Below are 22,957 nucleotides of genomic sequence, written 5' to 3'. Positions count from 1 at the left end.
GTCACAAGAATGATGAAAATCAGTGACGGAATAGCCAAAGTCGAGAAATTTCTCGGTGCATTCTTAATGTTATGCATGGCAGTTATCATAACATTATCAGTAGCCTTCCGATACTTCCTGAACTCCCCCTTGTCATGGGCCGGAGAAGTATCTATCTTTCTATTAATCTGGATCAGCTTTATTGGAGGTAGCTTGGGACTGAAATATAAGTCCCAGGCTTCTGTTTCGATATTCCTGGAGTATGTGCCAACAAATATAAGCAAGGTATTAACCTTAATCGGTCATATATGTATGCTGTTATTTCTTCTCGTCATTCTTTATTATACCTACACTTGGATTTTATCTCCCAATGTAGCTTTGCAAAAATCCAGTGGTATTCTGTTACCCATGTGGATACCATATAGCGCAGTCCCAATTGGTCTTACGTGTGCAGCGTTTCATATTTTGACTAACTTTCTAGTTGTTTTCCGGGAGGGGGAAGTAGAATGACGATACTAGTAATAGTCTTGTTTTTTGTATTTTTACTGATTGGTATTCCTATCTCTCTCGTATTAGGTATGACAACTGTTTTGTACTTCTTACTTGTAGGAAGCCCAGTGTTGCTGGAATCTACACCTATGCGTTTATATTCAGGGCTTGAGAATTTCGGGCTCTTAGCAATTCCACTCTTCATGCTCGCAGGAGAATTGATGAATAGTGGTGGGATCACGACAAGGCTTGTGAAGTTTTCTAAAACATTAATTGGTCACGTGAGGGGTGGCCTGGCATACGTTACGATTATATCCAATATGTTTATTGCGTCCATATTAGGTTCAGCAAATGCTCAGGCTGCAATGATGAGTAAAGTCATGGTCCCGGAAATGGAAAGAGAAGGGTACACAAGAGAGTTTTCCTCCGCGCTTACTCTTGCCTCCTCCATTGTCGCCCCCATCATTCCTCCAAGTATGATATTCATCATTTATGGGACTCTCTCAGGCACCTCCATAGGTGGATTGTTCATGGCGGGAATAATTCCCGGCATCATATATGGCGTAGGTTTTATTGGTCTCATTGCCTTTATGGGTTATAAGTATAATTTCCCTAAAAGTGATCGTGCGTCGATTCGGGAAATTGTCCGACATGGTTTGTACGTTATTCCTGCTTTGAGTGTTCCATTTATCATTATCTTCGGTATTTTAAGCGGTGCATTTACTCCGACCGAATCGGCTGCCGTTGCATGTTTCGTCGCTTTGATAGTAGGTATGTTCCTCTACAAGGAATTGAAACTGAAGAACATTCCAAAGCTATTGATGAATACGGTGATAAGTACCGCCACTGTGACGTTTCTTATTGCCATGGCAAACATCTTTGGTTGGATGATTGCCTTCGAACAAATTCCACAACTTGTTGCTGACGGCATGTTAAGTATTTCAGAAAACCCGCTAGTTTTCTTATTGATGGTTAATTTGATGCTTTTATTGCTTGGGGCGGTTTTAGACGGTATTGCCGCATTAATTATTTTGATTCCTGTATTGATGCCCCTTGTTGTTGCATTTGGTATAGATCCAATCCACTTCGGTGTTATCATCTGTATCAATTTAACCATTGGACTTTTAACACCCCCTGTCGGTACTGGATTGTTTGTTGTCTCCTCGATTGCGGATGTGAAAATCGAGAAGCTGATAAAGGCTACCACCCCATTTCTATTAATGGGAATTTTCATCTTGATGATTATCACATATTGGGCAGACGCTGTGTTATTCATTCCAAGGATGCTTGGTTTTTAAAAATTAGCCGGACCGAATTGGTTCGGTTTTTTAATTTGTGGAAAATAAATGAAACTCCAGGTGTTTTCATACGTATTATTAAGAGAATAAAATTTCTTGTTTGAGGGGGGATAATATGCATGATACATATAGAGGGCTTACAAAAATTTTATGGGGATTTCTTTTTGTATTAATTGACATTAACATTGAGTATGTAGATATCATACCGGATTTTGTGGGCTATGCCATGATCGCATATGGGTTGATGCAACTTGATTTTGAGAGGGAGCGAAGTTGGGCGGTTGGTATTGTAATCATATCTTTTCCCGCTTTTTTCATACCGAAAGCCAATGGTGCAGATCCGATGAGTTACAATGGAGATTACTTTTTAAATTCTCTTTATTATAGTCTACTTGGAGTGTTGCACTTAATCTTGATGTATCTCATCATCAGTAGGTTGATTAAAGCGGCAGAAAGCAAAGGGCAATTTGAGATATCACAAAAGGCTAGGACCAGACTGACATTGTATGTAGGTCTTAGTATTTTTGCTTTAGTAGGCTTTCCGCTGGGAGAGATATTAGGATTCTTATTGATTATTGCAGTTATTTTCTTAATCATAATGGAAATTGTTATGTTGATACTTATTGCGGAATTTCGCAAAGTTCTATAGGAGAGAGGTGTTTGCATGACTTTTGTGTGGTTGATGTTAACAATAGCTGTAGCGCTTGTAATAGTGGATGTAGCAGTGAGAAAGTTACTGGGTATAAAACGTGCGAAGCTTACAGATCCAAAAGGGAAGAAAATTGATTTGCTTGGAAGGATTATTTGTGTCATTTTAGCATTTATTATGTATCCTGCCTTTATTGAAACAGAAGTACTAGAAATGAATTATCTTTTTATCATTTTATTTACAGTTCTATTTTGCTTTCAGGCAGTCGTCCAATATATTTATATTAAGGAATCTAAAGAATTTATCATTACACTGATTATGAATGTAGTGTTTGTGATCTTTCTGTTCAATATCAACTTTCTATTAAATCTATACAGTTAATAAAAAAACGAGCCAGAGATTCCTGGCTCGTTTTTGTCTGCTAATCTATTAAAAAAACATGGACGCTCCAGCTAATAGTGTAGTTATTAGCATAACGCCAATCATTAAATATACGACAATCTTTTGGAATTTGCGGTTCATCATTTGAGTTCATTCACTCCCCATTTATTCTACTATCCCTATTTTACATGGATTTCGATTCTTTCTCAAGTTAGGATTCTAGACGAAAAAGGAAGGAATTTTGCACAAAAAGTCGAATTGTTATAGAGTCATAGTTAGGGGACATACAACAAGGGGGATTGGCATGATTAAAAATGTAAATCATATTGGGATTGCTGTAAACTCAATTGAGACAGCGCTTCCATTTTATACAGAGACTTTAGGTTTGACCTTTGAAGCTGTGGAACATGTAGCGGAGCAAAGGGTAAGAGTGGCATTCATCAATGCCGGGAATTGTAAGCTGGAGTTATTGGAACCGACTTCTCCTGATAGTCCGGTTGCCAAGTTTATCGAAAAGCGTGGGGAAGGCATTCACCATGTAGCCTTAAGTGTAGAATCAATAGAAGATAGAATTCAAGAAATGATTGAAAAAGGAATCCCGATGATCGACAAGCAATCCCGAATCGGGGCAGGCGGGGCGAATATCGCTTTCATGCACCCAAAAGCAAGCAATGGCGTACTGGTAGAATTCTGCGAAAAGGCGGCGAAACAACATGACAATTGATATCTATGAAAAAATAAACGAGCTTTATGACAAACGTCGCGAAGTAGAACTTGGCGGTGGAGACGATCGCATTGACAAGCAGCATGAAAAAGGAAAATTGACTGCAAGAGAGCGAATCGAACTTTTGGTGGATGAAGGGACTTTTGTAGAACTTAATCCATTTATCGAACACCGTTGCAATGACTTTGGCCTGCAGGGGAAAAAAGGTCCCGGAGATGGGGTCGTTACAGGTTATGGAAAAGTGAACGGCAAACCAATCTATCTATTTTCCCAAGATTTCACTGTATTTGGTGGAGCCCTAGGGGAAATGCATGCAAAGAAAATCGCCAATGTCATGGATATGGCAGCGAAAAATGGTGCCCCGATTGTCGGCTTGAATGATTCAGGGGGAGCACGAATCCAGGAAGGTGTTCTTTCATTAGATGGATATGGTCACATCTTTTACAGAAACTCTATCTATTCAGGAGTGATTCCACAAATATCAGTCATTATGGGACCATGTGCAGGTGGGGCGGTCTATTCCCCGGCCATTACCGATTTTGTCTTCATGGTGGAAAAGACGAGTCAAATGTTTATTACGGGACCAAAGGTAATTGAAACGGTAACAGGAGAGAAAATCAGTTCAGAAGGCCTCGGTGGTGCAAAAGTACATAACGCGATAAGCGGTAATGCCCACTTCTCCAGTTCTTCGGAGGAAGAGGTACTGGCACAGGTGCGAAACCTGCTAAGTTACCTTCCTCAAAACAATGAAGAAAAGCCGGAACGTATTTCTTGTGAACAAGGTGATGACTATCGTCCTGATTTAGCGGATGCCATCCCGTTTGACGCCATTAGACCTTATGATGTTCGAATTGTCATCGACCAGGTGGTGGATGAAGGGTCGTTCATGGAAGTTCATAAAGATTTTGCCAAAAATATCGTAGTTGGATTGGCGAGGCTGAAGGGAGAAGTCGTAGGACTTGTTTGTAACCAGCCAAAAGTGATGGCAGGCGGCCTTGACATCGATTCCTCTGATAAAGCATCCAGATTTATTCGATTCTGTGACTCCTTCAATATTCCGTTGATTACGTTTGAGGATGTTACTGGATTCTTCCCGGGCGTTAAACAGGAGCACGGCGGAATTATTCGTCATGGTGCGAAGATTCTTTACGCATATTCGGAAGCAACTGTACCAAAGCTGACCGTGATTTTGCGTAAAGCTTATGGTGGGGCATATGTAGCCCTTAACAGTAAATCCATTGGTGCCGACCTAGTATTTGCATGGCCGAATGCGGAAATTGCAGTTATGGGACCTCAAGGAGCTGCAAACATCATCTTTGCCCGTGAAATCAATGAGAGCGATAATCCCGAAGAAACACGCGCACAGAAGATTGAAGAGTATCGTGAAAAGTTTGCCAACCCATATGTCGCCGCAAGCCAAGGTATGGTAGATGACGTGATTGATCCAAGAGAAACAAGGATTAAATTGATACAATCACTAGAAATGCTCCGCAATAAAAAGGAAACAAGACCATATAAAAAACACGGGAATATCCCACTATAATTCATTAGGAAAGATAGTAGGTGGAAAAGCCTGCTATCTTTTTCAACTAAAAAGGGGAAGAATGACATGATTAATTTGGTGAAAGTAAACCAAAATGAGGAAGAGGTTCTTCATAATATTATTCAGTTTTATATTTACGAGTTCACAAGATTTAATAAACAAATTTCATTAGAAACGGATGGAAAGTATAAACCATTTGATTTGGACAAGTATTGGAATAACAATGAGTATCATGCATTTTTTATTAAATCTGGAGAAGAACTTGCCGGGTTTGCCTTGGTGGAAGAGGGACAAGGAGATTCACCAAATGTTATAGAAGAGTTCTTTGTCCTGAGAAAGTTTCATGGAAAAGGGGTGGGAACAATAGCTTCTCAGCAGCTGTTTGCTCTGTTCCCTGGTAAATGGCAAATTTTCCAGATTGAAAATAACTATCCGGCTCAGGCTTTTTGGAGAAAAACAATCAAGGAATATACAAGTAATACCTTCACGGAGCGTTACGATGAATATAGAAGGTCTATACAAGAATTTGATACCGCTACTTTGTCGAATAATTAGGTTGATCAAGGAAAAAATCGCATGAATAGGTTATAATAGGATGGGATTCAAAAAGTAGTAGGAGGAACATACATATGATTAACAGAGACAGACTTGTCGAAGAATTTTTAGAGCTTGTACAGGTAGACTCAGAAACAAAATTCGAAGCAGAAATTTGCAAAGTATTAAAAGAGAAATTCTCCGCTCTTGGTGTCCAAGTAGTAGAAGATGATACCATGAATGAAACGGGACATGGTGCAGGTAACTTAATCTGTACACTTGAAGGTACGAAAGATGGTGTGGATACTATTTATTTCACGTCCCATATGGACACAGTGGTTCCTGGTAAGGGAATCAAACCATCCATTAAAGACGGCTACATAGTGACAGACGGTACAACTATCCTTGGAGCTGATGATAAAGCAGGCCTTGCTGCCATGCTTGAAGCGGTAAAAGTATTAAAAGAAAATAATATTGAACACGGAAAAATCGAGTTCGTTATCACAGTTGGTGAAGAATCTGGTCTTGTAGGAGCAAAAGCTCTAGATCCAGCTTTAGTAACTGCAAAATTCGGTTTTGCTCTTGATAGCGACGGAACAGTTGGAAACATCATTGTAGCAGCACCAACACAAGCAAAAGTAAAAGCAACTATTTACGGGAAGACAGCTCATGCTGGAGTTGCACCGGAAAAAGGAATTTCTGCGATTACGATTGCAGCAAAATCCATTGCAAAAATGCCATTAGGCCGGATTGACGAAGAAACAACTGCAAACATTGGACGTTTTGAAGGCGGCGGACCGACAAACATCGTCTGTGATCGTGTGGATATCCTAGCAGAAGCTCGTTCCTTGGTTCCAGAAAAAATGGAAGCACAAGTAGCGAAAATGAAGGATGCATTTGAAACTGTTGCAGCAGACATGGGTGGCCGTGCAGAAGTAACAGTAGACGTTATGTACCCAGGCTTCAAATTTGCTGATGGCGATCATGTGGTGGAAGTGGCTAAGCGTGCCGTTACTGAAATCGGAAGAACGCCTGAGTTACAACGCAGCGGCGGCGGTAGTGATGCCAATGTTATCGCAGGATTTGGCGTTCCAACGGTCAATCTTGCAGTTGGATATGAAGAAATTCATACGACAAATGAAAGAATGCCAATTGAAGAATTGATTAAAACTACAGAACTGGTTGTCAGTATCATGAAGGAAGTAGCAAAATAAAATGGGAAAGCTTGGTGAAATTGCCAAGCTTTTTTTAATACCTTGTTTTATAATAGAGAAAAAGGCGAATAGGAGAAAAGTCATGGAATCCCAAAAACTTGTGATTTTTGAAGCAAAGGAAGAAGAGTATGGCCTAGCAGTTGAACATGTGGTGTCCATTGAAAAGCTTGGAACCGTTACGGCATTACCTGAGATGGACGCTTATTTAAAGGGCCTTATGAAAGTAAGGGGACAACTAATACCAGTTCTTGATGTAAAACAAATATTATTTTCTGACCCGATTGAAGTGAACGATAAAACACGTTTAATTGTGGTGCAAACATCAGAACTTTCTGTAGGGTTATTAGTGGAAGATGCAAAGGAAATCCTGGATGTAAAAAAAGAGGCTATTAAAGATTTAAATGTGTTGGCGTTTCAGTCATCTCCGTATATAAGTGGGATGGTTAATCTTGATAGTAGATTGATTGCAATTATTGAGCCGAGTAACCTAGTGGGGAGCCTTGAAAAAGTTAACCATATCAAGGATGCGGTAGAAGCTTCTACTATGTAGGAAAAATACATATTAAGTTTTTTTATACAAAACAAGACCACCAGCTTTATTTAGCGGGTGGTCTTGTTTTGTATTATTGTGCTTTTGTTACTAGTTCTACTTCAATATTTCCTCTTGTAGCTCTAGAATAAGGGCAAACTTCATGTGCTTGTTTAACAAGCTTCTCTGCTTCCTCTTGAGTAACGCCATTTATGCTAACGTTTAACACAACAGCCAGTTTAAAGCCACCATCAGTATCTTTACCAATAGAAACCTCTGCAATAACTTCTGATTCAATTTTTTGGCGCGCCTGACGTGCAACAAGGTTTAGTGCACTGTCAAAACAAGCGGAATACCCGGCAGCAAATAGTTGTTCTGGATTAGTTGCGCCTTCTTTTTCTGTTCCACCTAATGATTTTGGCATTGCAAGTGCAAGATCCAAAGTTCCATCTGCGCTTCGAATTTTTCCTGCTCTACCACCTGAAGCTGTTACTTTCGCTGTATATAATGCATCCATGTGAAATCCACTCCTTTTAATTGTGTAAAATTATATTGTGCAAAACTTAATTCTCCACTATCTTATCGTGCATTAATTATTTAGTCAACTAATAAGTTGTGTGAAAGGTATTTGTGTATAAGGGAAGTGAGTTGTACAATAGTATTATTGAAACTTGAAGGAGATTTATGTATGGAAAGCAACTTAAAACTAGATAATCAACTTTGTTTTAAAATTTACTCAGCAGAAAAGAAAATGATGAAATTATATAGAGCGTACTTAGATGAGCTGGGAATAACTTATTCTCAATACCTAGTACTATTGGTACTGTGGGAAAGGGATGCTATTTCAGTAAAGGAGTTAGGTGAGAAACTGATTTTGGACTCTGGTACTTTAACTCCCATGCTAAAGCGTATGGAAACAAATCAATTAATTACAAGAAGTCGCTCCAAAAAAGATGAACGAAGTGTTGTGATAACCCTTACCTCGAAAGGAAAAGCCTTAAACAAAGAGGTAGAGTGTATCCCAAACAAGTTCCTAGAAAAAATATCATTAAATACGGATGAACTAAAAGCATTAAGCGAACTTCTGACAAAGCTGGTTGTTAAATAAAATAGGCAGAGAAGTTTAGGGTGAATGGTATGAATGAAAAAATCACAAAAGGACATCGAGTAATCTTTCATGTAGATATGAATAGTTTCTACGCATCTGTTGAAATGGCCTATGATCCTTTGCTTAAGGGAAAGCCAGTAGCAATTGCGGGTAATGTAGAAGAACGAAAAGGGATTATCGTCACTTGTAGTTATGAGGCAAGAGCCTTCGGTGTGAAAACAACAATGCCATTATGGGAAGCAAGACAGAAATGCCCCCAGCTTATTGTGCGAAAGCCTAATTTTGACCGGTACAGGAAAAGTTCTCAAGCCATGTTTGATTTGCTAAGGGAGTATACAGACCAGGTTGAACCGGTTTCCATCGATGAAGGTTATATGGATGTGACAGATTATGCAGGACGATTAACATCCATACAAATCGCGGAAGAAATCCAGCTGAGACTACAAAAAGAACTTTTGTTGCCGTGCAGCATAGGAATTGCCCCGAATAAATTTTTGGCGAAGATGGCATCGGATATGAAAAAGCCCATGGGAATTACTATCCTAAGGAAAAGAGAAATTGAGAAAATTCTTTGGCCCATGAACGTGGGGGAAATGCATGGTGTAGGGGCCAAGACTGCTGAAAAATTGAAGACAATCAATATCACTACAATAGGTGAATTGGCAAAAGGAAATGATTATCAATTAAAACATCTCCTTGGTATTAATGGAGAGAGGCTGAAAAAACGAGCAAATGGTATTGATACTCGCCCTGTTGATCCCGATAGTGTCTCTGAATTTAAGAGTATTGGAAACTCAACTACTTTACCAAAGGATTCGGACGATGAACGTTTGTTAGAAAAGACCATCGAAAAGCTGTCATCTTCCGTGAGTGCCAGAATGAAAAGAAAGTCAGTGCTCAGCCATAACATTCAGCTAATGATCAGATATGGCATTCATCATACGGTGACAAGAAGCCGAAAACTATCTAATCCGATAGAGCGGGAAAGTGATATCAAAGAAGCTGCCATGTTTTTGCTTAGAAAGCATTGGGACGGGGAACCCGTACGCTTATTGGGTGTAACTGCTCATAACCTTGTAGAAAAAGATGATTCCGTGAAACAGCTTGATCTTTTTACGTTTCAAGAGGATGCCAAAAAAGAACCGTTGCATAAAACCCTTCAGGATTTAGAAGATAAATTTGGGAAGGGGATTATCAAAAGAGGTATAAAGAATAAGAATACTGCGGATGCGAGCTCAAAGGCTAAAATAACGACTAGTTTTCAGAAGGATTTTTTAGAATAAGAAATTTCTAATCTGTAGGCCATATTGGTTTACAGTTTTTTTATGTCAAAAAAGTGTGGCGTTGTAACACCGCTGCTGATTTCCGCAAATGGCTTCGCTTTCCTCGGGGCGACCTTGAGCCTCCTCACTTCGTTGCGGGGTCTCAACAATGTCGCTACTCCCCCGCAGGAGTCTACGCCTTTTGCTCCAATCAGCAGCTAGAAAAACTTATAATATCACAGTCCTCTTTAACAGATATTACTAAAAAAATGATTAATAATCTGTCCTATAAACTTATATATATAAGGGGAGGAGGATTGCAACTATGAGAAGAATGCGTCGGACTTCCCTATTGAAAAGTGGACCACTGCCATTAAAGTACGTTTTTTTAATTACGTTTATCTTATTTAATATTTTGACGGTATTTAGTTTGATCATCATCAATAAAAATCTGGAGCCGAGTTTAAGGAGTATAGCTGAAACGAAAGCCCGTCAGATTGCAACACAAGCTATTAATGATGCCGTCTCAAAGAAGATAGCAAACAGTTTAAATCCAGAGGAATTAATTATTGTATTAAATGAAGGTACGGATCATGTGGCTTTTAGTACAAATCATAAAGTAGTCAACACGGTGATTTCTGAAACTACGTTAAGAGTCCAAAGGTATTTGGACTTCCTTGAAGAAGGCAATCTGGAAGGAATGGAATCATACAAAAATGATTTGAACATAGATTACGAAGAATCAAAAAAGCAGAATGGTATCGTGTATAAGGTACCGTTAGGGATGGCGACCAAAACAACCCTCTTTTCCAATCTTGGTCCGAAAATACCGGTGCGGTTTGAGATACTGGGTGATGTTATCTCGAATGTGGAGACAAAAGTGATTGAAACAGGAATAAATAATACAGTTATTGAGGTTTATGTAAATGTGAGTGTGAAGATGAACATTATCATTCCGTTGGTAGAACAGCCGATGGAGATTAATAACTCTGTTAAAATAGGAGATTTAGTGATTCCAGGAAAAGTTCCGATGTATTATCATGAGAGTGGAAGCGGTGGTGGTGGGATAGCACCAGTTATTATTCCTGAGATTCCAGTAGAAGAACAAAAGAATAATAACTGATTAACCCGGTCCTGTAATGTTCGATTGCAGGGCTTTTTTTATTTTAGGCGGATTTTTCAGATAGGATACGACATCTTCTTTACAAACATCCACCACGGAACTAATAATATCCAGGTCATTAGTAACATTATAATGAATCAATCTTTTTGCAATTTTGAGGGCAGTTTCCTTGGATACGGAAGAAGAGTCAGGATTCATGATGAGTCTCTTCGTAGTTATTAATAACATTCTTCATACCAGGGATTGCAATTAAACTAAGGGAAGTCATCAGGCTGAGCATGAACATTGGGGCATTGCTTGTCTTATCTGTCATCATGACATAAAAAAGAATGGCAAAACCGGAAACAGCCAATAGTTTTAAAATGACGTAGAAAGATTGTTGGATTAATTTCATTAGTATCACCTCATTAGTTATTAGAACGTTTGTTCTGTTTTTATTATAATCGAACAAGTGTTCTAAAAGCAAGCGTTTTATGCAAAAAAAATAACACCGTGAAGTGTTATTTCAAAAAGGATTTTTCTAATAGTATTGAAAGCTCTGTTAAACCTGAGACTGTATAGGTTGCTTCACTTTCTTTAAATAGTTCAAAAGGATCGATACAAATTGTACTGCAACCTAATAATGCGGCAGGAAGAATTTCATTTATATAGTTATCACCCACGCTCAGCATTTGACTGTAAGGAACATGGTGTTGTTGAGATATGTAGGAAAGACGATCTGCTGTATTTACCGGTTTATTGGCTTCATAGATTTTATCATGAAAGTAAGAAGTGAAGCCAAGTTTCTTCAATATGACATCGCTGTCTGTCTGTGGGCTATTTGTCATCAGAATTAATGTATATTTTTTATGGAGTTTTTCTAATACATCAGCAAACTCTGCTAATGGTTCTAATAGGAATTCATCTGTCATCATATGTTCTCTTGTTTGCAGGAATGCCGCATATGCTTCTTCGCTGCTTACTCCGTAGTGCTTGGCAATGGAAACCGGTACCCACCAAAGATCACCGATACTGAGCATCTCGAAAAGGTCAAATTGAAGCGTGTCAGGATATAGGGAGGTGAGTTCAACTTGTGCTACTTCCACTCCATCCCATGACCAGCCTCTGGATACATTCCCATCATTGTGTGCCAAGATTAAATCTTTTTTAGCATCATACACCCTACCCATTTTAAGCGTATGTGTCCCTGCCTCAATAGTTTTATAGTCTTCTTCAAACTTTGTCTGTTTTTCCGCAGGCAACTTGTTTTTGAGAAGATCGGCGTAATACTGAAAGTGGTGTGTGTCCTCATAAAGCGTACCATCTAGGTCAAATACGATTGTAGAAATGTTATCCATAGCGTCCATTCTCCTTTATCCGTGATATTATCATTGTACTATATTCATTGTTTATATTATGGAAAATTTCTTTTTTGAGTATAATGGAACAAGAGGAGCGGATGAATATGAAACTAACTTTTTTAGGTACAGGTTCTGGTGTTCCAGCAAAGCACCGAAATGTATCCTCGCTGGCATTACATATAGATGATAAAGAGGGTTCTGTGTGGCTCTTTGATTGTGGGGAAGCAACACAGCACCAAATTTTACATACATCATTAAAACCAAGAAAGATTACCAAAATATTTATCACCCACTTACACGGAGATCATATCTTTGGCTTGCCTGGTTTTTTAAGCAGCCGTTCTTTTCAAGGTGGGGAAACACCTTTGACGGTTTACGGGCCAGTAGGGATAAAAGAATATATTGAAACCTCATTGCGAGTGAGTATGACGCATGTGAAGTATCCATTAATTATTGAAGAGTTTGAAGAAGACGGATTATATTTGGAAGAAGAGGATTTCACCATAAAAGGGAAAAAACTTGTCCATGGAATTCCTTCGTTTGGCTTTCGAATTGTTCAGAAAGACTTGCCAGGTGCGTTATTAATGGACAAAGTCAAGCAAAGTAATATTCCATCAGGGCCACACCTCCAAGAGCTAAAAGAGGGGAAAAGTGTTACCCTGTCTGACGGTAGAATAGTAGAAGGAATAGATTATATCGGTCCTCCGAAAAGGGGGAAGGTGATCACCATACTTGGAGATACAAGGTATACTCCTGTTTCTGTTGAATTGGCGGAAGCTGCGGATGTTCTTATCCATGAGGCGACTTTTGCAGCGAAAGACGAATTGCTTGCAAAAGAGTATTTCCATTCCACTACTGTCCAGGCGGCACAGGTTGCCAAGGAGGCAGCAGTGATACAATTGCTCTTAACACACATAAGTGCGAGGTACCAGAAAGAGGATGTTGAACCTTTACTGGGAGAAGCGAAAGAGGTATTTTCTAACACAGTAGTGGTAAACGACTTTGATGTAATTACGATTAAATAAAAATCATTAGGGAGAGGACGATTGCTTTCGAGGTAATCGTCCTCTTTTTGGTTTGTTACATTTTCATTACGAATGTTACAAAGGTGGAGAGTGTGTGGATTATACATCATTAGCCTGAATGATTTTAGGTGTGGTGGAACAAGATTTAAAGTGTTCCTATCCTATGGGTCAATTAGTGTTATTAAATGGAAAATAGGGATGCTAGAATTGCGGTAGAAAGAGATTTAATAGAGAATAACGGATACCGATTTTAGCTATTTCACCTAACTTTAAAGGTGTTGTAACAATAGAAGGATAGGGGGTTGGTACAATATTACATATAAGGTAAGGGGGAGATAAGATGGCTAAAGAAATTATAAATAATGAAGATCTTTACGAAATGTTAGACGGACTTCTACGAGATCCGGGGGCTTTTTGGAATGAATTTTATGAAGATAGAAATAAAAAAATACCATTCTTTCAAGTGCAAGGTCCAGATGAAAATCTAGTTTCCTATTTGGAGAAGGGCCTGTCACCTAACCGAGTATTAGAGATAGGATGCGGTCCGGGGAGGAATGCAATTTATCTAGCAAAAATGGGTTGTACAGTAGATGCTATTGACATTTCGGAAAATGCATTGACTTGGGCGAGAGAAAGGGCTCTTTCTGAAAAGGTGGGTATTAATTTTCACCATGCCTCCCTTTTTAATTACGAATTCGAACTCAACACTTATGATTTTGTTTATGACAGTGGCATGTTCCATCATCTTGCTCCACATCGCAGGTTGAGCTATGTAGATACAATAAAAAAAGCTCTTAAAAAAGATGGTCACTTCGGTCTGGTCTGCTTTAATACAAAAGCGGCTGCAGAAACTGCTGACTGGGATGTTTATGAACAAGGAAGCATGAACGGTGGAATTGGTTATACCGAAGAAAGATTGAAGCGTCTTTTTTCAAAAGACTTTGAGATAAAGGAATTCAGGGAAATGGTAAAAATTCCGCAAGCAAATGACATATTTGGTGAAGACTTTCTGTGGACGTGTTTGATGCAGGTTAAACAATGATTTAAGAATCTGAAACTAATGGAGCTTTCATTCGTAAATAGAATAGGAGAGTTTTAATTAAAGGGGGATTTATTTTGTTTACAGATTTAAATCAGGAGTTGCTAGAAGTTAAAGATAACCTGCGTAAGAAAGCAAAGTACGAAGAGCATATTGAAAGACTGAATACATATTTGGCAGAAGAACAGCGTAAAAAAATTCAGTTGGAGTCGCTTCTAGAAAAAGAAGAAGACGATGTGGCACGTCTTGAAGGCTTTACACTGACGAGTGTTTTCTATTCGATGATTGGCAAAAAACTAGAGAAGCTTGATCAAGAACAGAAAGAAGCTCTAGCTGCAAAACTAAAATATACCGAAGCTGTTGAAACGATACAGGATGTAGAACGGGAACTGGCTGAATTTCAAGCGGTACTCGCACCAGTGGCAAACGCTCCAGTTAGATATGATAATATTATTCGGGAGAAGGAAAAGCTTATTCACGACTCCAACTCGGTATGGAGTGTAAAATTATTTGATCTTGCGGATAAAGAAGCAGACCTGCAAACGAACCTGAATGAATACGATGAGGCAATAGCTGCCGGTCAATTGGCATTGCATGCTTTGGAGCGGGCGTTATCTTCCTTAGATTCTGCAAAAGGCTGGTCCACGTTCGATATGTTCGGTGGCGGAATGGTTTCCACTGCGATGAAGCATAGCCGTTTGGATGAAGCAAAAAAACATATTCATCAGGCTCAGAATAAATTGAGAGTGTTCCAAGATGAGTTACTTGATATCAAGCATCACTTTGATTCCACGATTGAAGTAGGCGGGATGCTGACTTTTGCTGATTACTTCTTTGACGGGCTGATTGTCGATTGGATGGTGCACGGGAAAATTACGGACAGCTATGACCAGACGTCTCAAATAATCGGAAGAGTTTCCAGGCTGCTTGGAAGCTTGAAAGGCCAGCGAGATCAAATGGAAGAAGAGTTGCTTTCTGTTAAAGAAGAAAAGAAAAACCTGCTTGAGTCATCAAATTAAAAGAAAGCGGCCACTCACGAAGAGTGGCCGTTTCTATTACCAAGAACGATCATATTGTTTTGGAGATTCAATCTCAACACCAAGTTCTTTTGCAGCTGTTCTTGGCCAGTAAGGGTCACGCAATAGTTCCCTTGCAACAAAGATTAAATCTGCACGGTTATTTCTTAATATTTCTTCCGCTTGTAAACCAGAAGTGATCAGTCCAACCGCACCTGCATCAATAGCAGCACCGGACTTGATCGTTTCTGCAAAACCAACCTGGTAGCCAGGGTACACATCAATCGCTGCCGGCACCACCGCACCTGAGCTGACATCTACAAGGTCCACTCCTTGCTCCTTCATCCATTTTGCATATGTTACATAGTCTTCTGCTGTTAAGCCTTCAGAGTGATAGTCATTAGCTGATACACGGACAAATAATGGTCCGTCCCATACTTCATTTACGCCATCAATGATGTCACGAAGGAAGCGATAGCGATTTTCTGTACTTCCACCGTATTCATCTTTACGTTTGTTCGTAAGAGGTGATAGGAATTCATTGATTAAATATCCATGAGCACCGTGAAGTTCAATAATATCAAATCCTGCTTCCTTAGAACGCTTTGCGCCTTCGACAAATGCAGCGATCGTTTCTTTTATATCTTCTGTAGACATTTCCAACGGAGTTTTCATTTTTTCGTTAAATGCCAACGCGGTTGGTGCATAAATATCGCCGTCTACCATTGCTTTTCTGCCGGCATGAGCAAGCTGGATGGCCGTTTTGGATCCATGGACCTTGATTTGCCTATTTAGTTCTTGGAAGCCTTGAATATGTTCGTCATTCCAAATTCCAAGGTCTTGTGGAGAAATTCTTCCTTGTGGCTGGACAGCTGTTGCTTCTACCATAATCAGTCCTACTTGGCCGACTGCGCGTGATACATAGTGAGTCATATGCCAATCTTGAACATGCCCGTCTTCATTATGACTGGAATACATGCACATGGGGGACATGACGATCCGATTTTTCAGTGTGACACCTTTTACTGTATATGGGGAAAATAATGCTGATTTCATAAATGATTCCTCCTATATATTTCGAGTTCCTAAAATATTATATCAAACGTTTTTGCTGCCACCAAAAGATAGGTGTTCAATTCTTGAAAATAGTAGTATGATAGGAGCAAAATACTACTATCTAGAGGAGGATGGGAGATGCACTGGCAAACGAAAGAGCAGTTGACAAATCTACTTGTATCCCTTGTCCAGCACGGAAGTGTGACATTATCCGGGGAAGAGAAGCGCTTAGCTTCCTTTATTTATTATCAACTGAATCATCTGGATTATTTCCAAGAGAACCCTGGTAATCTGGAGCTTCATCGTATGGAGGATGGGCGTTCTTTTGTAACCGCTTTAATGAAGCAATCTGAAAAGAAAGAAACGATTGTGCTTGTCAGTCATTTTGATGTGGTAGGAGTGGAGGATTACGGCTTTCTAAAGGATTTGGCATTCCAACCGGTTGAGCTGACGCGTGAACTTGAGAACAATGTAGATGCGCTTCCTGCTGAAGCAAAGGAACACCTTCTATCAGGAGATTGGTTGTTTGGTAGAGGGGTCATGGATATGAAAGCGGGACTGGCTCTTCAAATGTCTCTCCTCGAAAAAGCGATTGAGGAGAAATGGGATGTAAACCTGCTCCTATTGGCTGTTCCGGATGAAGAAGTGAACTCACAAGGGATGCTTCAGGCTTTGCCATCTTTAACGGAACTCGCTTCCAGACACGGACTGAACTATAAAGCATGCGTCAATTCTGAACCGATGTTTCAAAAATACCCTGGAGATAACAACCTTTATCTTTATACCGGTGCCATCGGAAAGATCTTGCCGGGATTTTTCTGCTACGGAAAAGAAACGCATGTTGGAGAACCCTTGGCTGGTCTGAATGCTAATTTAATGGTTTCAGAGATACAAAAACTGATGGAGTGGAATACAGATTTGTGTGAACAGGTGGGTGCGGAAGTGACACCACCTCCTACTAGCTTGATCCAAAAGGATTTGAAAACGGAGTATTCCGTCCAAATTCCTCACACCGCTGTGACGTTATATAATGTCTTGTTTATGGAAAAATCGCTCACCAGTTGGGAAGCAGATTTCCTTCGTATAGCAAAGCAGGCCGCTAAGAATATCAATGAATTTTGCAAAGGGAAAGCCGAGCAATTTAAACGGTTCACATCTTTTACGGAAATGCCTGTGGACGTAGCGGTATATACCTATGAAGAAATTCTGGAAAAAGCAAAGGCCATTCATGGGGATCAGGAAATGGATATGAGAATTTCTTCGGTAATTGTATCCAACTCACATTTAGATGAAAGAGAGCAGTCCATCAAAGTTGTAGAAGAAGTGGCCTCCTTATGCAAGGATTTAGGGCCGATGATCATTCTGTTTTTTGCACCACCATATTATCCTGCTGTGGCAACGGACAATAAGGAGTTATTGGATTCTGCCCGAGAGTTTATTCAGAAGTGGAAAGTAGATGCGGATGTTGAATTTAATGAACAGCGCTATTTCTCAGGCTTATGCGATTTGAGTTTCATAGGTAAGGGGGACTTTTCTGCAAAAGATCGACTTCCATATAATATTCCAGTGTATGGGACGACATACTCGTTACCTTTTGCAGAGATGGAAGCATTGCAGATGCCGGTGTTCAATTTGGGGCCGGTTGGGAAAGACCCTCATCAATGGACGGAAAGATTGAATGTGAAATTTTCTTTTGAAGAATTCCCGCCGATATTGGCTGATTTTGTGAAGAATTTATAATGGTGTAAGCCTGTTTGGAGAGCCTTAGTCTTTCTGGACAGGCTTTTTATTCTTCGGAATTGTGAAATGGTTGTTTGGATAATTCTTGATAGTCGGGATGAAGACGTGAGTGACGAGGGAAAAAGAGAAGAGAGGTCCTCATAGTCGTGATGAAGACCTCGGTGACGAGGAAAAGGAGGAAGAGAGGTCCTCATAGTCGTGATGAAGACCTCAGTGACAAGTTAAAAAGAGAAGAGAGGTCCTCATGGTCATGATGAAGACCTCGGTGACGAGGAAAAGGAGGAAGAGAGGTCCTCATAGTCGTGATGAAGACCTCAGTGACAAGTTAAAAAGAGAAGAGAGGTCCTCATGGTCATGATGAAGACCTCAGTCACGAGAAAAAAGGAGAAGAGAGGTCTTCACCGCCGAGATGAAGACCTTGGTAACTGCGTTTTTGTGTAAATAACCATTATTTATTGGTTAATTATGTTAAAATTTATATATATGATTAATGATAGGGGTATGACGCATGACATCTATTCGAGTAACGTGGGGCGATTCAATCGTTCAATTAACCTGGGAAAAGCAGTCTCAACTTCCGCCAAGAAATCTGATTACTAGCGTTCACGGCTATTGCTTTTATCAGGATAAGTTGATGCTGGTCAACCTCATAGATAGAGGGTGGGACTTTCCTGGTGGACATATCGAACTCAATGAAACCCCAGAAATGTGTTTTCAAAGAGAAGCAATGGAGGAGGGATATGTGGAAGGAGATTGCAGCTTGCTTGGTTCCATAGTGGTCGATCATCATAATAACCCAAACTGGAACGAGGACAGTCCTTATCCGAAAGTTGGATATCAGGTTTTTTATAGAATGGATATTACGAAGTTTCATAGTTTTAGGGCAGAACATGAATCTACGGAAAGGCTATTTATTAAGCCTGCAGAGGTATCGAATTATTATGGAGGGTGGAACAAAGTGTATCAAGCGGTTTTAGAGAATTGTCTGGAAATGGGGAGTGTATGTGGAGGAAATCGTTAAATTTTATAAAGTTGAGGATTTCACGTGCGTTTTATAGGAAACGAGTTATCACTGTGTTTTAAGGCCACCATATATATTTGGATATATTACTTTATTTTTATTATCTTTAATCCTGCTCACCCATTAGATACATACGGCCAAGTAACCATTATCGGTTCTTTTTTTGGCCTACCTTTATTAATGTGGATACTTATTCCTATTTGGAATGCTTTGCATGCCTTTCGAAATAAGTCCGTCCGTTGGAAGCCTCTTCGACTAATTCTTTATATTTGCTCGGCATATTTGGTGCTTTTAGGTGTGATGATGACGCATGCGCAAATCTCTAATTCCATTGTAAAAGAACGTATTTTCCCTGAGGGGTGGGACAAGCATGTGGCTCGGAGCTTTGAACGATTACAATCCATCACTGAGGGTGATATAACACTAAAGCGGACATATTTTACAGAGCCTTATCACACCAATATTAATGCCGGGAATATGAGCGGTACTAGAAGTCCTGCATTAACTTTAGAGTACATTTACATTGATTGTTCTGATAAGGACGAATGTTCATTTATCTATAAAGAGATTTATGATGCGTCATCCGGAGTTCTTATCAGAAGCGAGAATGATAGTTTTTAGATTGGGCAATTAAAACACAGCACTTTGAAAAGTTGGAGTAACCTTTCAAAGTGCTATGTTTTTTCATGGACTTATTTCGACGCTTTCTCCTTCAACTTCTCAGCCATTTCCTCTCCCATCTCTCTGGATCGCTCTGTCGCTCCTTCAATACAGCTCTCGAATGCCTCGGAGACTTTTCGTTCATCTAGCAATGAAATCCCTCGCTGTGTCGTTCCGCCTGGACTTGTTACTTCTTTTCTTAAGACTTCTGCATCTTTATCTGTTTCTTGAAGCATATGAGCAGCTCCAATCAAGGTCTGACTGACAAGTTTTTTGGCAACATCTATATCCAAACCTTGAGCCAATGCTGCTTTTTCCATCGCTTCTGCAATGTAATAGATATAGGCAGGACCGCTTCCGGAAACGCCTGTGACGGCATGAAGTTGGTCTTCTTCCACAATGGTGCATAGACCGATTGCTGAGAACAACGATTGTACTAGCGCCAGGTCGCTTTCAGTAGCAAAGGAGCCTTTTGCAATGGCAGTCGCAGATAGTCCAATGGCTGCTGACGTATTTGGCATGGAGCGGATGACACGTAACTCTTGTTCGAAAAGATCTTGGATGACGTCAGTTGAGATGCCTGCCAGTACAGAAACAATAAGCTGGTCTTTTGTTACATACGATTTAATGGATTGTATCCCATCTTTTGCGTCTTTAGGTTTCATGGCCAAGAAAATTACATTTGCATCTTTTACAGCTGCTTCTTTATTTTCCATAGTGGATACGCCATATTTATTTTTAAGGCTTTCAAGCCGTTGTTGATCTTGTTTATTTGTCACCCTTATATTCTCTTTTGTGCAGATTTCCTGTTTCAGCAGTCCGGCCATAATCGCTTCAGCCATGGATCCCGCCCCTATAAATGCTATCTTCATCGTTAACACGCTCCTTTAAGAATAGAAAAAAGACCTATCTGTCCTATAGAAAAGGACGGATAGGTCTTATCCGCGGTACCACCTTAATTGGTTAGTTGAACCCAACTTTAATTCCCGTATCGTGGGAGGGCGATCAGGTTTGCCTGATTGTTCCTGGGTAGGTTCAAAAGTGCAGGGGATGAGGAGGCCTTTCAGCCGGTGAACCTCCATCTCTTTTCATCTTGCAGCATTCTATTGGTCCCATTCGTCACGTTATCATTTGTAATTTTATACATTATCCATCGGAAGGGGGGGAAAGTCAAGGGGATATTTGTCACGATTGTTTAATTTTTTTTGGAGAAAGCTGAACCGAAATTCCTATGCAGCCGTTGACGTTATTTCAAAAAAATGAACTGGGAAATTTTATTAGTTATTCAGGAATACCCCTTTCTTTTTTCCCTTATTTAGTGCATTCTATAATTGAATGGTTATTCAATTGCTGTTTTGGGTCTATTATTCCGTTATAATTTTATTGTACATTACTTACATATATAAATACTAAAACGAATTAAAAGGGGATTATGATGAACGACGTTTCTTGTAAGCAAGAGATCAAACAAATTACAATCCCGACTCCGTTTGCGGTTGGGGACGTACATACTTACATTATCATTACTGATAAAGTGACTTTAGTGGACGCTGGTGTGAAAACGATGGAAGCTTGGGAAGTTTTTCAGCGCGAGTTGAGCAGTCATGGACTGAAGGTTTTAGACATTGATCAAGTAGTTGTGACGCATCACCACCCAGATCATGTTGGTTTGCTTGATTATTTTCCTTCCAATATTCCTGTTTACGGGCACAAGCGTGCACATCCTTGGATGACGCAGGATCATCGTTACTTTTCCACTCATGAAGCTTACTATAAAGAGCTGTTTGAGCGAATGGGGGTAGAGGAACGCTTTTATCCTGTATTGGATGCCATTGATAAGCCTTTACGCTTTGCTTGCCACAGGGGGCTCACTTCTTTCGTTGGAGAAGGTGACCGCCTGGACGGTTTGGCAAATTGGCGCATCATGGAAACACCAGGACATGCAAGCAGCCATCTTGTTCTATTTGATGAAAAGAGTGGAACATTAATCGGTGGAGATTTGATTTTAGCGGATATCTCACCAAATCCATTGGTAGAGCCTCCTTATGTGGATGAAACGGAACGGAAAAAAGCAATGCTTGAATACATACACTCTATTGAAAAAATGAGACGTTTGCCGATTAAACGGGTACTGCCAGGACATGGTGATATTGTGGGAAATGCACCCGAGTTATTAGAGACCCGATTGAAACAACAAGATAAACGTGCCAACAAGGTATTGAAATTTCTTCAAAATCAACCTGCAACTGTCTATGAAATCTGTCAGTACCTTTTCAAATCTGTCTATGAAAAACAATTGCTACTGACACTTTCTGAAACGATCGGCCAGGTTGATTATCTTCTTGATAAGGGTTTGATTGTAGAAGATGCAACATCAAAGCCCTATACATATACAGCAGGAGGGAAGTAAACGATGGCTAGTCTTCAAGGTAAATATATCGTTATTACTGGTGCTTCAGGTGGAATTGGAAAAGCACTTGCTCTTGAGGTTGCCAAGCGAGGGGCGACACCGGTACTCATGGCACGATCCTTGGATAAGTTGGAGCAAGTGGCAGCTCAAATAAAGTTGAACCATCAAATAGAGGCTCCTTTTTATCAACTTGATGTTCGAAAACAGGCAGATATCGAGCATACTTTCAAGCGATTGATGACCGATATTCCTGCTGTGGATGTGTTGGTGAACAATGCTGGGTACGGGAAATTTGATGATATTGCTGATCTTTCCCTTGATGACATGAGTGGGATGTTTGAGGTCAATGTGTATGGATTAATTGCCTGTACGAAGATGGTTTTGCCGTCCATGCTCGAGCAAAATCAAGGTCATATCATCAATATTGCTTCACAGGCGGGGAAAATTGCGACCCCTAAATCAAGTGTATATGCAGCAACGAAGCATGCGGTTCTGGGTTTCACTAATAGCATGCGAATGGAGCTTTATGATACGAATATTTTTGTAACATCCGTTAATCCTGGTCCAATTCGGACGGAGTTTTTTGATATCGCCGATTCATCTGGTAGCTATAAGCAAAAGGTGGATAAGTGGATGCTTGAGCCTGAATATGTGGCCAAACGGATAGCAGATGCGATGTTCACTCGTACCCGGGAAATTAATCTTCCTGGTTGGATGAACATGGCCAGCAAACTGTATCAGGTGTTTCCTGGTGTGGTGGAAAAATTCGGCGGCAAGGCCTTTCGACAAAAATAGTGTAACCTTTCATTGTCTTATC

The 22,957-nt window shown here is 40.0% G+C and carries 27 protein-coding genes; 20 read left to right on the top strand and 7 right to left on the bottom strand.

Annotated features, from left to right (window positions below):
* The first annotated feature begins 9 nt into the window (after positions 1–9).
* The 4 genes from K7887_RS13570 to K7887_RS13555 all read left to right on the top strand — a co-directional run bounded on the left by K7887_RS13570 (position 10) and on the right by K7887_RS13555 (position 2,796).
* Positions 10–489: a TRAP transporter small permease gene (locus K7887_RS13570; RefSeq protein WP_223489869.1), complete on the top strand. Its 480-nt coding sequence runs from the start codon at positions 10–12 to the stop codon at positions 487–489.
* A complete protein-coding gene (locus K7887_RS13565; RefSeq protein ID WP_223489867.1) occupies positions 486–1,766 on the top strand; it encodes a TRAP transporter large permease in 1,281 nt (426 codons plus the stop codon). Before K7887_RS13570 ends, K7887_RS13565 begins: the two co-directional genes overlap by 4 nt.
* A gap of 115 nt (positions 1,767–1,881) precedes the next feature.
* Positions 1,882–2,415 (top strand): hypothetical protein, encoded by a 534-nt coding sequence (locus K7887_RS13560; protein WP_223489865.1) that lies wholly within the window; start codon positions 1,882–1,884, stop codon positions 2,413–2,415.
* A 15-nt stretch (positions 2,416–2,430) separates the two neighbouring features.
* Positions 2,431–2,796 carry a DUF4181 domain-containing protein gene (locus tag K7887_RS13555; RefSeq protein WP_223489864.1) on the top strand — a complete coding sequence of 122 codons (366 nt, stop codon included), beginning with the start codon at positions 2,431–2,433 and terminating at the stop codon, positions 2,794–2,796.
* Positions 2,797–2,844: 48 nt separating this feature from the next.
* On the opposite strand, the gene prli42 is transcribed toward K7887_RS13555, so the two are convergent.
* Complete coding sequence (gene prli42 / locus K7887_RS13550) at positions 2,845–2,940, bottom strand: stressosome-associated protein Prli42 (protein ID WP_223489862.1); 96 nt, start codon at positions 2,938–2,940, stop codon at positions 2,845–2,847.
* A 160-nt stretch (positions 2,941–3,100) separates the two neighbouring features.
* On the opposite strand from prli42, the gene mce reads away from it, so the two are divergent.
* From mce to K7887_RS13525, 5 genes are all read left to right on the top strand, one after another.
* Positions 3,101–3,520 carry a methylmalonyl-CoA epimerase gene (gene mce, locus K7887_RS13545; RefSeq protein WP_223489860.1) on the top strand — a complete coding sequence of 140 codons (420 nt, stop codon included), beginning with the start codon at positions 3,101–3,103 and terminating at the stop codon, positions 3,518–3,520.
* Complete coding sequence (locus K7887_RS13540) at positions 3,516–5,063, top strand: acyl-CoA carboxylase subunit beta (RefSeq protein ID WP_399209707.1); 1,548 nt, start codon at positions 3,516–3,518, stop codon at positions 5,061–5,063. The genes mce and K7887_RS13540 overlap by 5 nt, the downstream gene beginning before the upstream one ends.
* A gap of 66 nt (positions 5,064–5,129) precedes the next feature.
* Positions 5,130–5,618, top strand: coding sequence for a GNAT family N-acetyltransferase (locus tag K7887_RS13535; protein WP_223489856.1), 489 nt, complete (start codon positions 5,130–5,132; stop codon positions 5,616–5,618).
* Between the two features lie 74 nt (positions 5,619–5,692).
* A complete protein-coding gene (locus K7887_RS13530) occupies positions 5,693–6,811 on the top strand; it encodes a tripeptidase T (RefSeq protein WP_010194167.1) in 1,119 nt (372 codons plus the stop codon).
* Between the two features lie 82 nt (positions 6,812–6,893).
* Positions 6,894–7,361: a chemotaxis protein CheW gene (locus tag K7887_RS13525; protein WP_223489854.1), complete on the top strand. Its 468-nt coding sequence runs from the start codon at positions 6,894–6,896 to the stop codon at positions 7,359–7,361.
* A gap of 73 nt (positions 7,362–7,434) precedes the next feature.
* Here the strand turns inward: K7887_RS13525 and K7887_RS13520 are convergent, their stop codons facing one another.
* Positions 7,435–7,857: an organic hydroperoxide resistance protein gene (locus K7887_RS13520; RefSeq protein ID WP_223489852.1), complete on the bottom strand. Its 423-nt coding sequence runs from the start codon at positions 7,855–7,857 to the stop codon at positions 7,435–7,437.
* A 171-nt stretch (positions 7,858–8,028) separates the two neighbouring features.
* On the opposite strand from K7887_RS13520, the gene K7887_RS13515 reads away from it, so the two are divergent.
* From K7887_RS13515 to yunB, 3 genes are all read left to right on the top strand, one after another.
* The gene (locus K7887_RS13515; RefSeq protein WP_223489850.1) at positions 8,029–8,448 is read left to right on the top strand and encodes a MarR family winged helix-turn-helix transcriptional regulator; all 420 of its coding nucleotides are present in this window, start codon (positions 8,029–8,031) and stop codon (positions 8,446–8,448) included.
* A 29-nt stretch (positions 8,449–8,477) separates the two neighbouring features.
* Positions 8,478–9,731 carry a DNA polymerase IV gene (locus tag K7887_RS13510; RefSeq protein WP_223489848.1) on the top strand — a complete coding sequence of 418 codons (1,254 nt, stop codon included), beginning with the start codon at positions 8,478–8,480 and terminating at the stop codon, positions 9,729–9,731.
* 304 nt (positions 9,732–10,035) lie between these two features.
* Positions 10,036–10,833, top strand: a complete 798-nt coding sequence (gene yunB / locus K7887_RS13505) for a sporulation protein YunB (protein WP_223489846.1) — start codon at positions 10,036–10,038, stop codon at positions 10,831–10,833.
* On the opposite strand, the gene K7887_RS13500 is transcribed toward yunB, so the two are convergent.
* From K7887_RS13500 to K7887_RS13490, 3 genes are all read right to left on the bottom strand, one after another.
* Positions 10,834–11,031, bottom strand: a complete 198-nt coding sequence (locus K7887_RS13500; protein WP_223489844.1) for a hypothetical protein — start codon at positions 11,029–11,031, stop codon at positions 10,834–10,836. It abuts the gene before it with no gap.
* A complete protein-coding gene (locus K7887_RS13495) occupies positions 11,021–11,227 on the bottom strand; it encodes a hypothetical protein (RefSeq protein ID WP_060666442.1) in 207 nt (68 codons plus the stop codon). The genes K7887_RS13500 and K7887_RS13495 overlap by 11 nt, the downstream gene beginning before the upstream one ends.
* A gap of 106 nt (positions 11,228–11,333) precedes the next feature.
* Positions 11,334–12,170: an HAD family hydrolase gene (locus tag K7887_RS13490; protein ID WP_223489842.1), complete on the bottom strand. Its 837-nt coding sequence runs from the start codon at positions 12,168–12,170 to the stop codon at positions 11,334–11,336.
* A gap of 107 nt (positions 12,171–12,277) precedes the next feature.
* Between K7887_RS13490 and rnz the strand changes: the two genes are divergently transcribed.
* From rnz to K7887_RS13475, 3 genes are all read left to right on the top strand, one after another.
* Complete coding sequence (gene rnz, locus K7887_RS13485) at positions 12,278–13,198, top strand: ribonuclease Z (RefSeq protein ID WP_223489840.1); 921 nt, start codon at positions 12,278–12,280, stop codon at positions 13,196–13,198.
* A gap of 340 nt (positions 13,199–13,538) precedes the next feature.
* Positions 13,539–14,240: a class I SAM-dependent methyltransferase gene (locus tag K7887_RS13480; RefSeq protein ID WP_223489838.1), complete on the top strand. Its 702-nt coding sequence runs from the start codon at positions 13,539–13,541 to the stop codon at positions 14,238–14,240.
* Positions 14,241–14,314: 74 nt separating this feature from the next.
* Positions 14,315–15,256, top strand: coding sequence for a hypothetical protein (locus K7887_RS13475; RefSeq protein ID WP_223489836.1), 942 nt, complete (start codon positions 14,315–14,317; stop codon positions 15,254–15,256).
* 36 nt (positions 15,257–15,292) lie between these two features.
* Here the strand turns inward: K7887_RS13475 and namA are convergent, their stop codons facing one another.
* Positions 15,293–16,309, bottom strand: a complete 1,017-nt coding sequence (gene namA / locus K7887_RS13470) for an NADPH dehydrogenase NamA (RefSeq protein ID WP_223489835.1) — start codon at positions 16,307–16,309, stop codon at positions 15,293–15,295.
* Positions 16,310–16,447: 138 nt separating this feature from the next.
* On the opposite strand from namA, the gene K7887_RS13465 reads away from it, so the two are divergent.
* From K7887_RS13465 to K7887_RS13455, 3 genes are all read left to right on the top strand, one after another.
* Entirely contained in the window at positions 16,448–18,049 is a 1,602-nt protein-coding gene (locus tag K7887_RS13465; RefSeq protein WP_223489833.1) for a M20/M25/M40 family metallo-hydrolase, read from the top strand.
* A 508-nt stretch (positions 18,050–18,557) separates the two neighbouring features.
* Positions 18,558–19,070 (top strand): NUDIX hydrolase, encoded by a 513-nt coding sequence (locus tag K7887_RS13460; protein WP_223489831.1) that lies wholly within the window; start codon positions 18,558–18,560, stop codon positions 19,068–19,070.
* A gap of 297 nt (positions 19,071–19,367) precedes the next feature.
* Positions 19,368–19,691: a hypothetical protein gene (locus K7887_RS13455; RefSeq protein WP_223489829.1), complete on the top strand. Its 324-nt coding sequence runs from the start codon at positions 19,368–19,370 to the stop codon at positions 19,689–19,691.
* A gap of 71 nt (positions 19,692–19,762) precedes the next feature.
* Here K7887_RS13455 and proC read toward each other — a convergent pair whose 3' ends face one another.
* Positions 19,763–20,611, bottom strand: coding sequence for a pyrroline-5-carboxylate reductase (gene proC / locus K7887_RS13450; protein WP_399208375.1), 849 nt, complete (start codon positions 20,609–20,611; stop codon positions 19,763–19,765).
* 551 nt (positions 20,612–21,162) lie between these two features.
* Here proC and K7887_RS13445 point away from each other — a divergent pair.
* Positions 21,163–22,140: an MBL fold metallo-hydrolase gene (locus K7887_RS13445; protein WP_223489825.1), complete on the top strand. Its 978-nt coding sequence runs from the start codon at positions 21,163–21,165 to the stop codon at positions 22,138–22,140.
* Between the two features lie 3 nt (positions 22,141–22,143).
* On the top strand, positions 22,144–22,935 hold the full coding sequence (locus tag K7887_RS13440; RefSeq protein ID WP_223489824.1) for an SDR family NAD(P)-dependent oxidoreductase: 792 nt from the start codon (positions 22,144–22,146) through the stop codon (positions 22,933–22,935).
* The last annotated feature ends 22 nt before the right edge of the window (positions 22,936–22,957 follow it).

Source organism: Sutcliffiella horikoshii (assembly GCF_019931755.1).
In the GTDB taxonomy this organism is placed as follows: Bacteria; Bacillota; Bacilli; order Bacillales; family Bacillaceae_I; genus Sutcliffiella_A; species Sutcliffiella_A horikoshii_E.
This window is presented reverse-complemented; position numbering and strand designations above follow the sequence as displayed.

Bases quoted from the DNA above. Each gene is read 5' to 3' on its own strand.
- K7887_RS13570 (WP_223489869.1), top strand. From the start codon at position 10: ATGATGAAAATCAGTGACGGAATAGCCAAAGTCGAGAAATTTCTCGGT.
- K7887_RS13565 (WP_223489867.1), top strand. From the start codon at position 486: ATGACGATACTAGTAATAGTCTTGTTTTTTGTATTTTTACTGATTGGT.
- K7887_RS13560 (WP_223489865.1), top strand. From the start codon at position 1,882: ATGCATGATACATATAGAGGGCTTACAAAAATTTTATGGGGATTTCTT.
- K7887_RS13555 (WP_223489864.1), top strand. From the start codon at position 2,431: ATGACTTTTGTGTGGTTGATGTTAACAATAGCTGTAGCGCTTGTAATA.
- prli42 (WP_223489862.1), bottom strand. From the start codon at position 2,940: ATGATGAACCGCAAATTCCAAAAGATTGTCGTATATTTAATGATTGGC.
- mce (WP_223489860.1), top strand. From the start codon at position 3,101: ATGATTAAAAATGTAAATCATATTGGGATTGCTGTAAACTCAATTGAG.
- K7887_RS13535 (WP_223489856.1), top strand. From the start codon at position 5,130: ATGATTAATTTGGTGAAAGTAAACCAAAATGAGGAAGAGGTTCTTCAT.
- K7887_RS13530 (WP_010194167.1), top strand. From the start codon at position 5,693: ATGATTAACAGAGACAGACTTGTCGAAGAATTTTTAGAGCTTGTACAG.
- K7887_RS13525 (WP_223489854.1), top strand. From the start codon at position 6,894: ATGGAATCCCAAAAACTTGTGATTTTTGAAGCAAAGGAAGAAGAGTAT.
- K7887_RS13520 (WP_223489852.1), bottom strand. From the start codon at position 7,857: ATGGATGCATTATATACAGCGAAAGTAACAGCTTCAGGTGGTAGAGCA.
- K7887_RS13515 (WP_223489850.1), top strand. From the start codon at position 8,029: ATGGAAAGCAACTTAAAACTAGATAATCAACTTTGTTTTAAAATTTAC.
- K7887_RS13510 (WP_223489848.1), top strand. From the start codon at position 8,478: ATGAATGAAAAAATCACAAAAGGACATCGAGTAATCTTTCATGTAGAT.
- yunB (WP_223489846.1), top strand. From the start codon at position 10,036: ATGAGAAGAATGCGTCGGACTTCCCTATTGAAAAGTGGACCACTGCCA.
- K7887_RS13500 (WP_223489844.1), bottom strand. From the start codon at position 11,031: ATGAATCCTGACTCTTCTTCCGTATCCAAGGAAACTGCCCTCAAAATT.
- K7887_RS13495 (WP_060666442.1), bottom strand. From the start codon at position 11,227: ATGAAATTAATCCAACAATCTTTCTACGTCATTTTAAAACTATTGGCT.
- K7887_RS13490 (WP_223489842.1), bottom strand. From the start codon at position 12,170: ATGGATAACATTTCTACAATCGTATTTGACCTAGATGGTACGCTTTAT.
- rnz (WP_223489840.1), top strand. From the start codon at position 12,278: ATGAAACTAACTTTTTTAGGTACAGGTTCTGGTGTTCCAGCAAAGCAC.
- K7887_RS13480 (WP_223489838.1), top strand. From the start codon at position 13,539: ATGGCTAAAGAAATTATAAATAATGAAGATCTTTACGAAATGTTAGAC.
- namA (WP_223489835.1), bottom strand. From the start codon at position 16,309: ATGAAATCAGCATTATTTTCCCCATATACAGTAAAAGGTGTCACACTG.
- K7887_RS13465 (WP_223489833.1), top strand. From the start codon at position 16,448: ATGCACTGGCAAACGAAAGAGCAGTTGACAAATCTACTTGTATCCCTT.
- K7887_RS13460 (WP_223489831.1), top strand. From the start codon at position 18,558: ATGACATCTATTCGAGTAACGTGGGGCGATTCAATCGTTCAATTAACC.
- K7887_RS13445 (WP_223489825.1), top strand. From the start codon at position 21,163: ATGATGAACGACGTTTCTTGTAAGCAAGAGATCAAACAAATTACAATC.
- K7887_RS13440 (WP_223489824.1), top strand. From the start codon at position 22,144: ATGGCTAGTCTTCAAGGTAAATATATCGTTATTACTGGTGCTTCAGGT.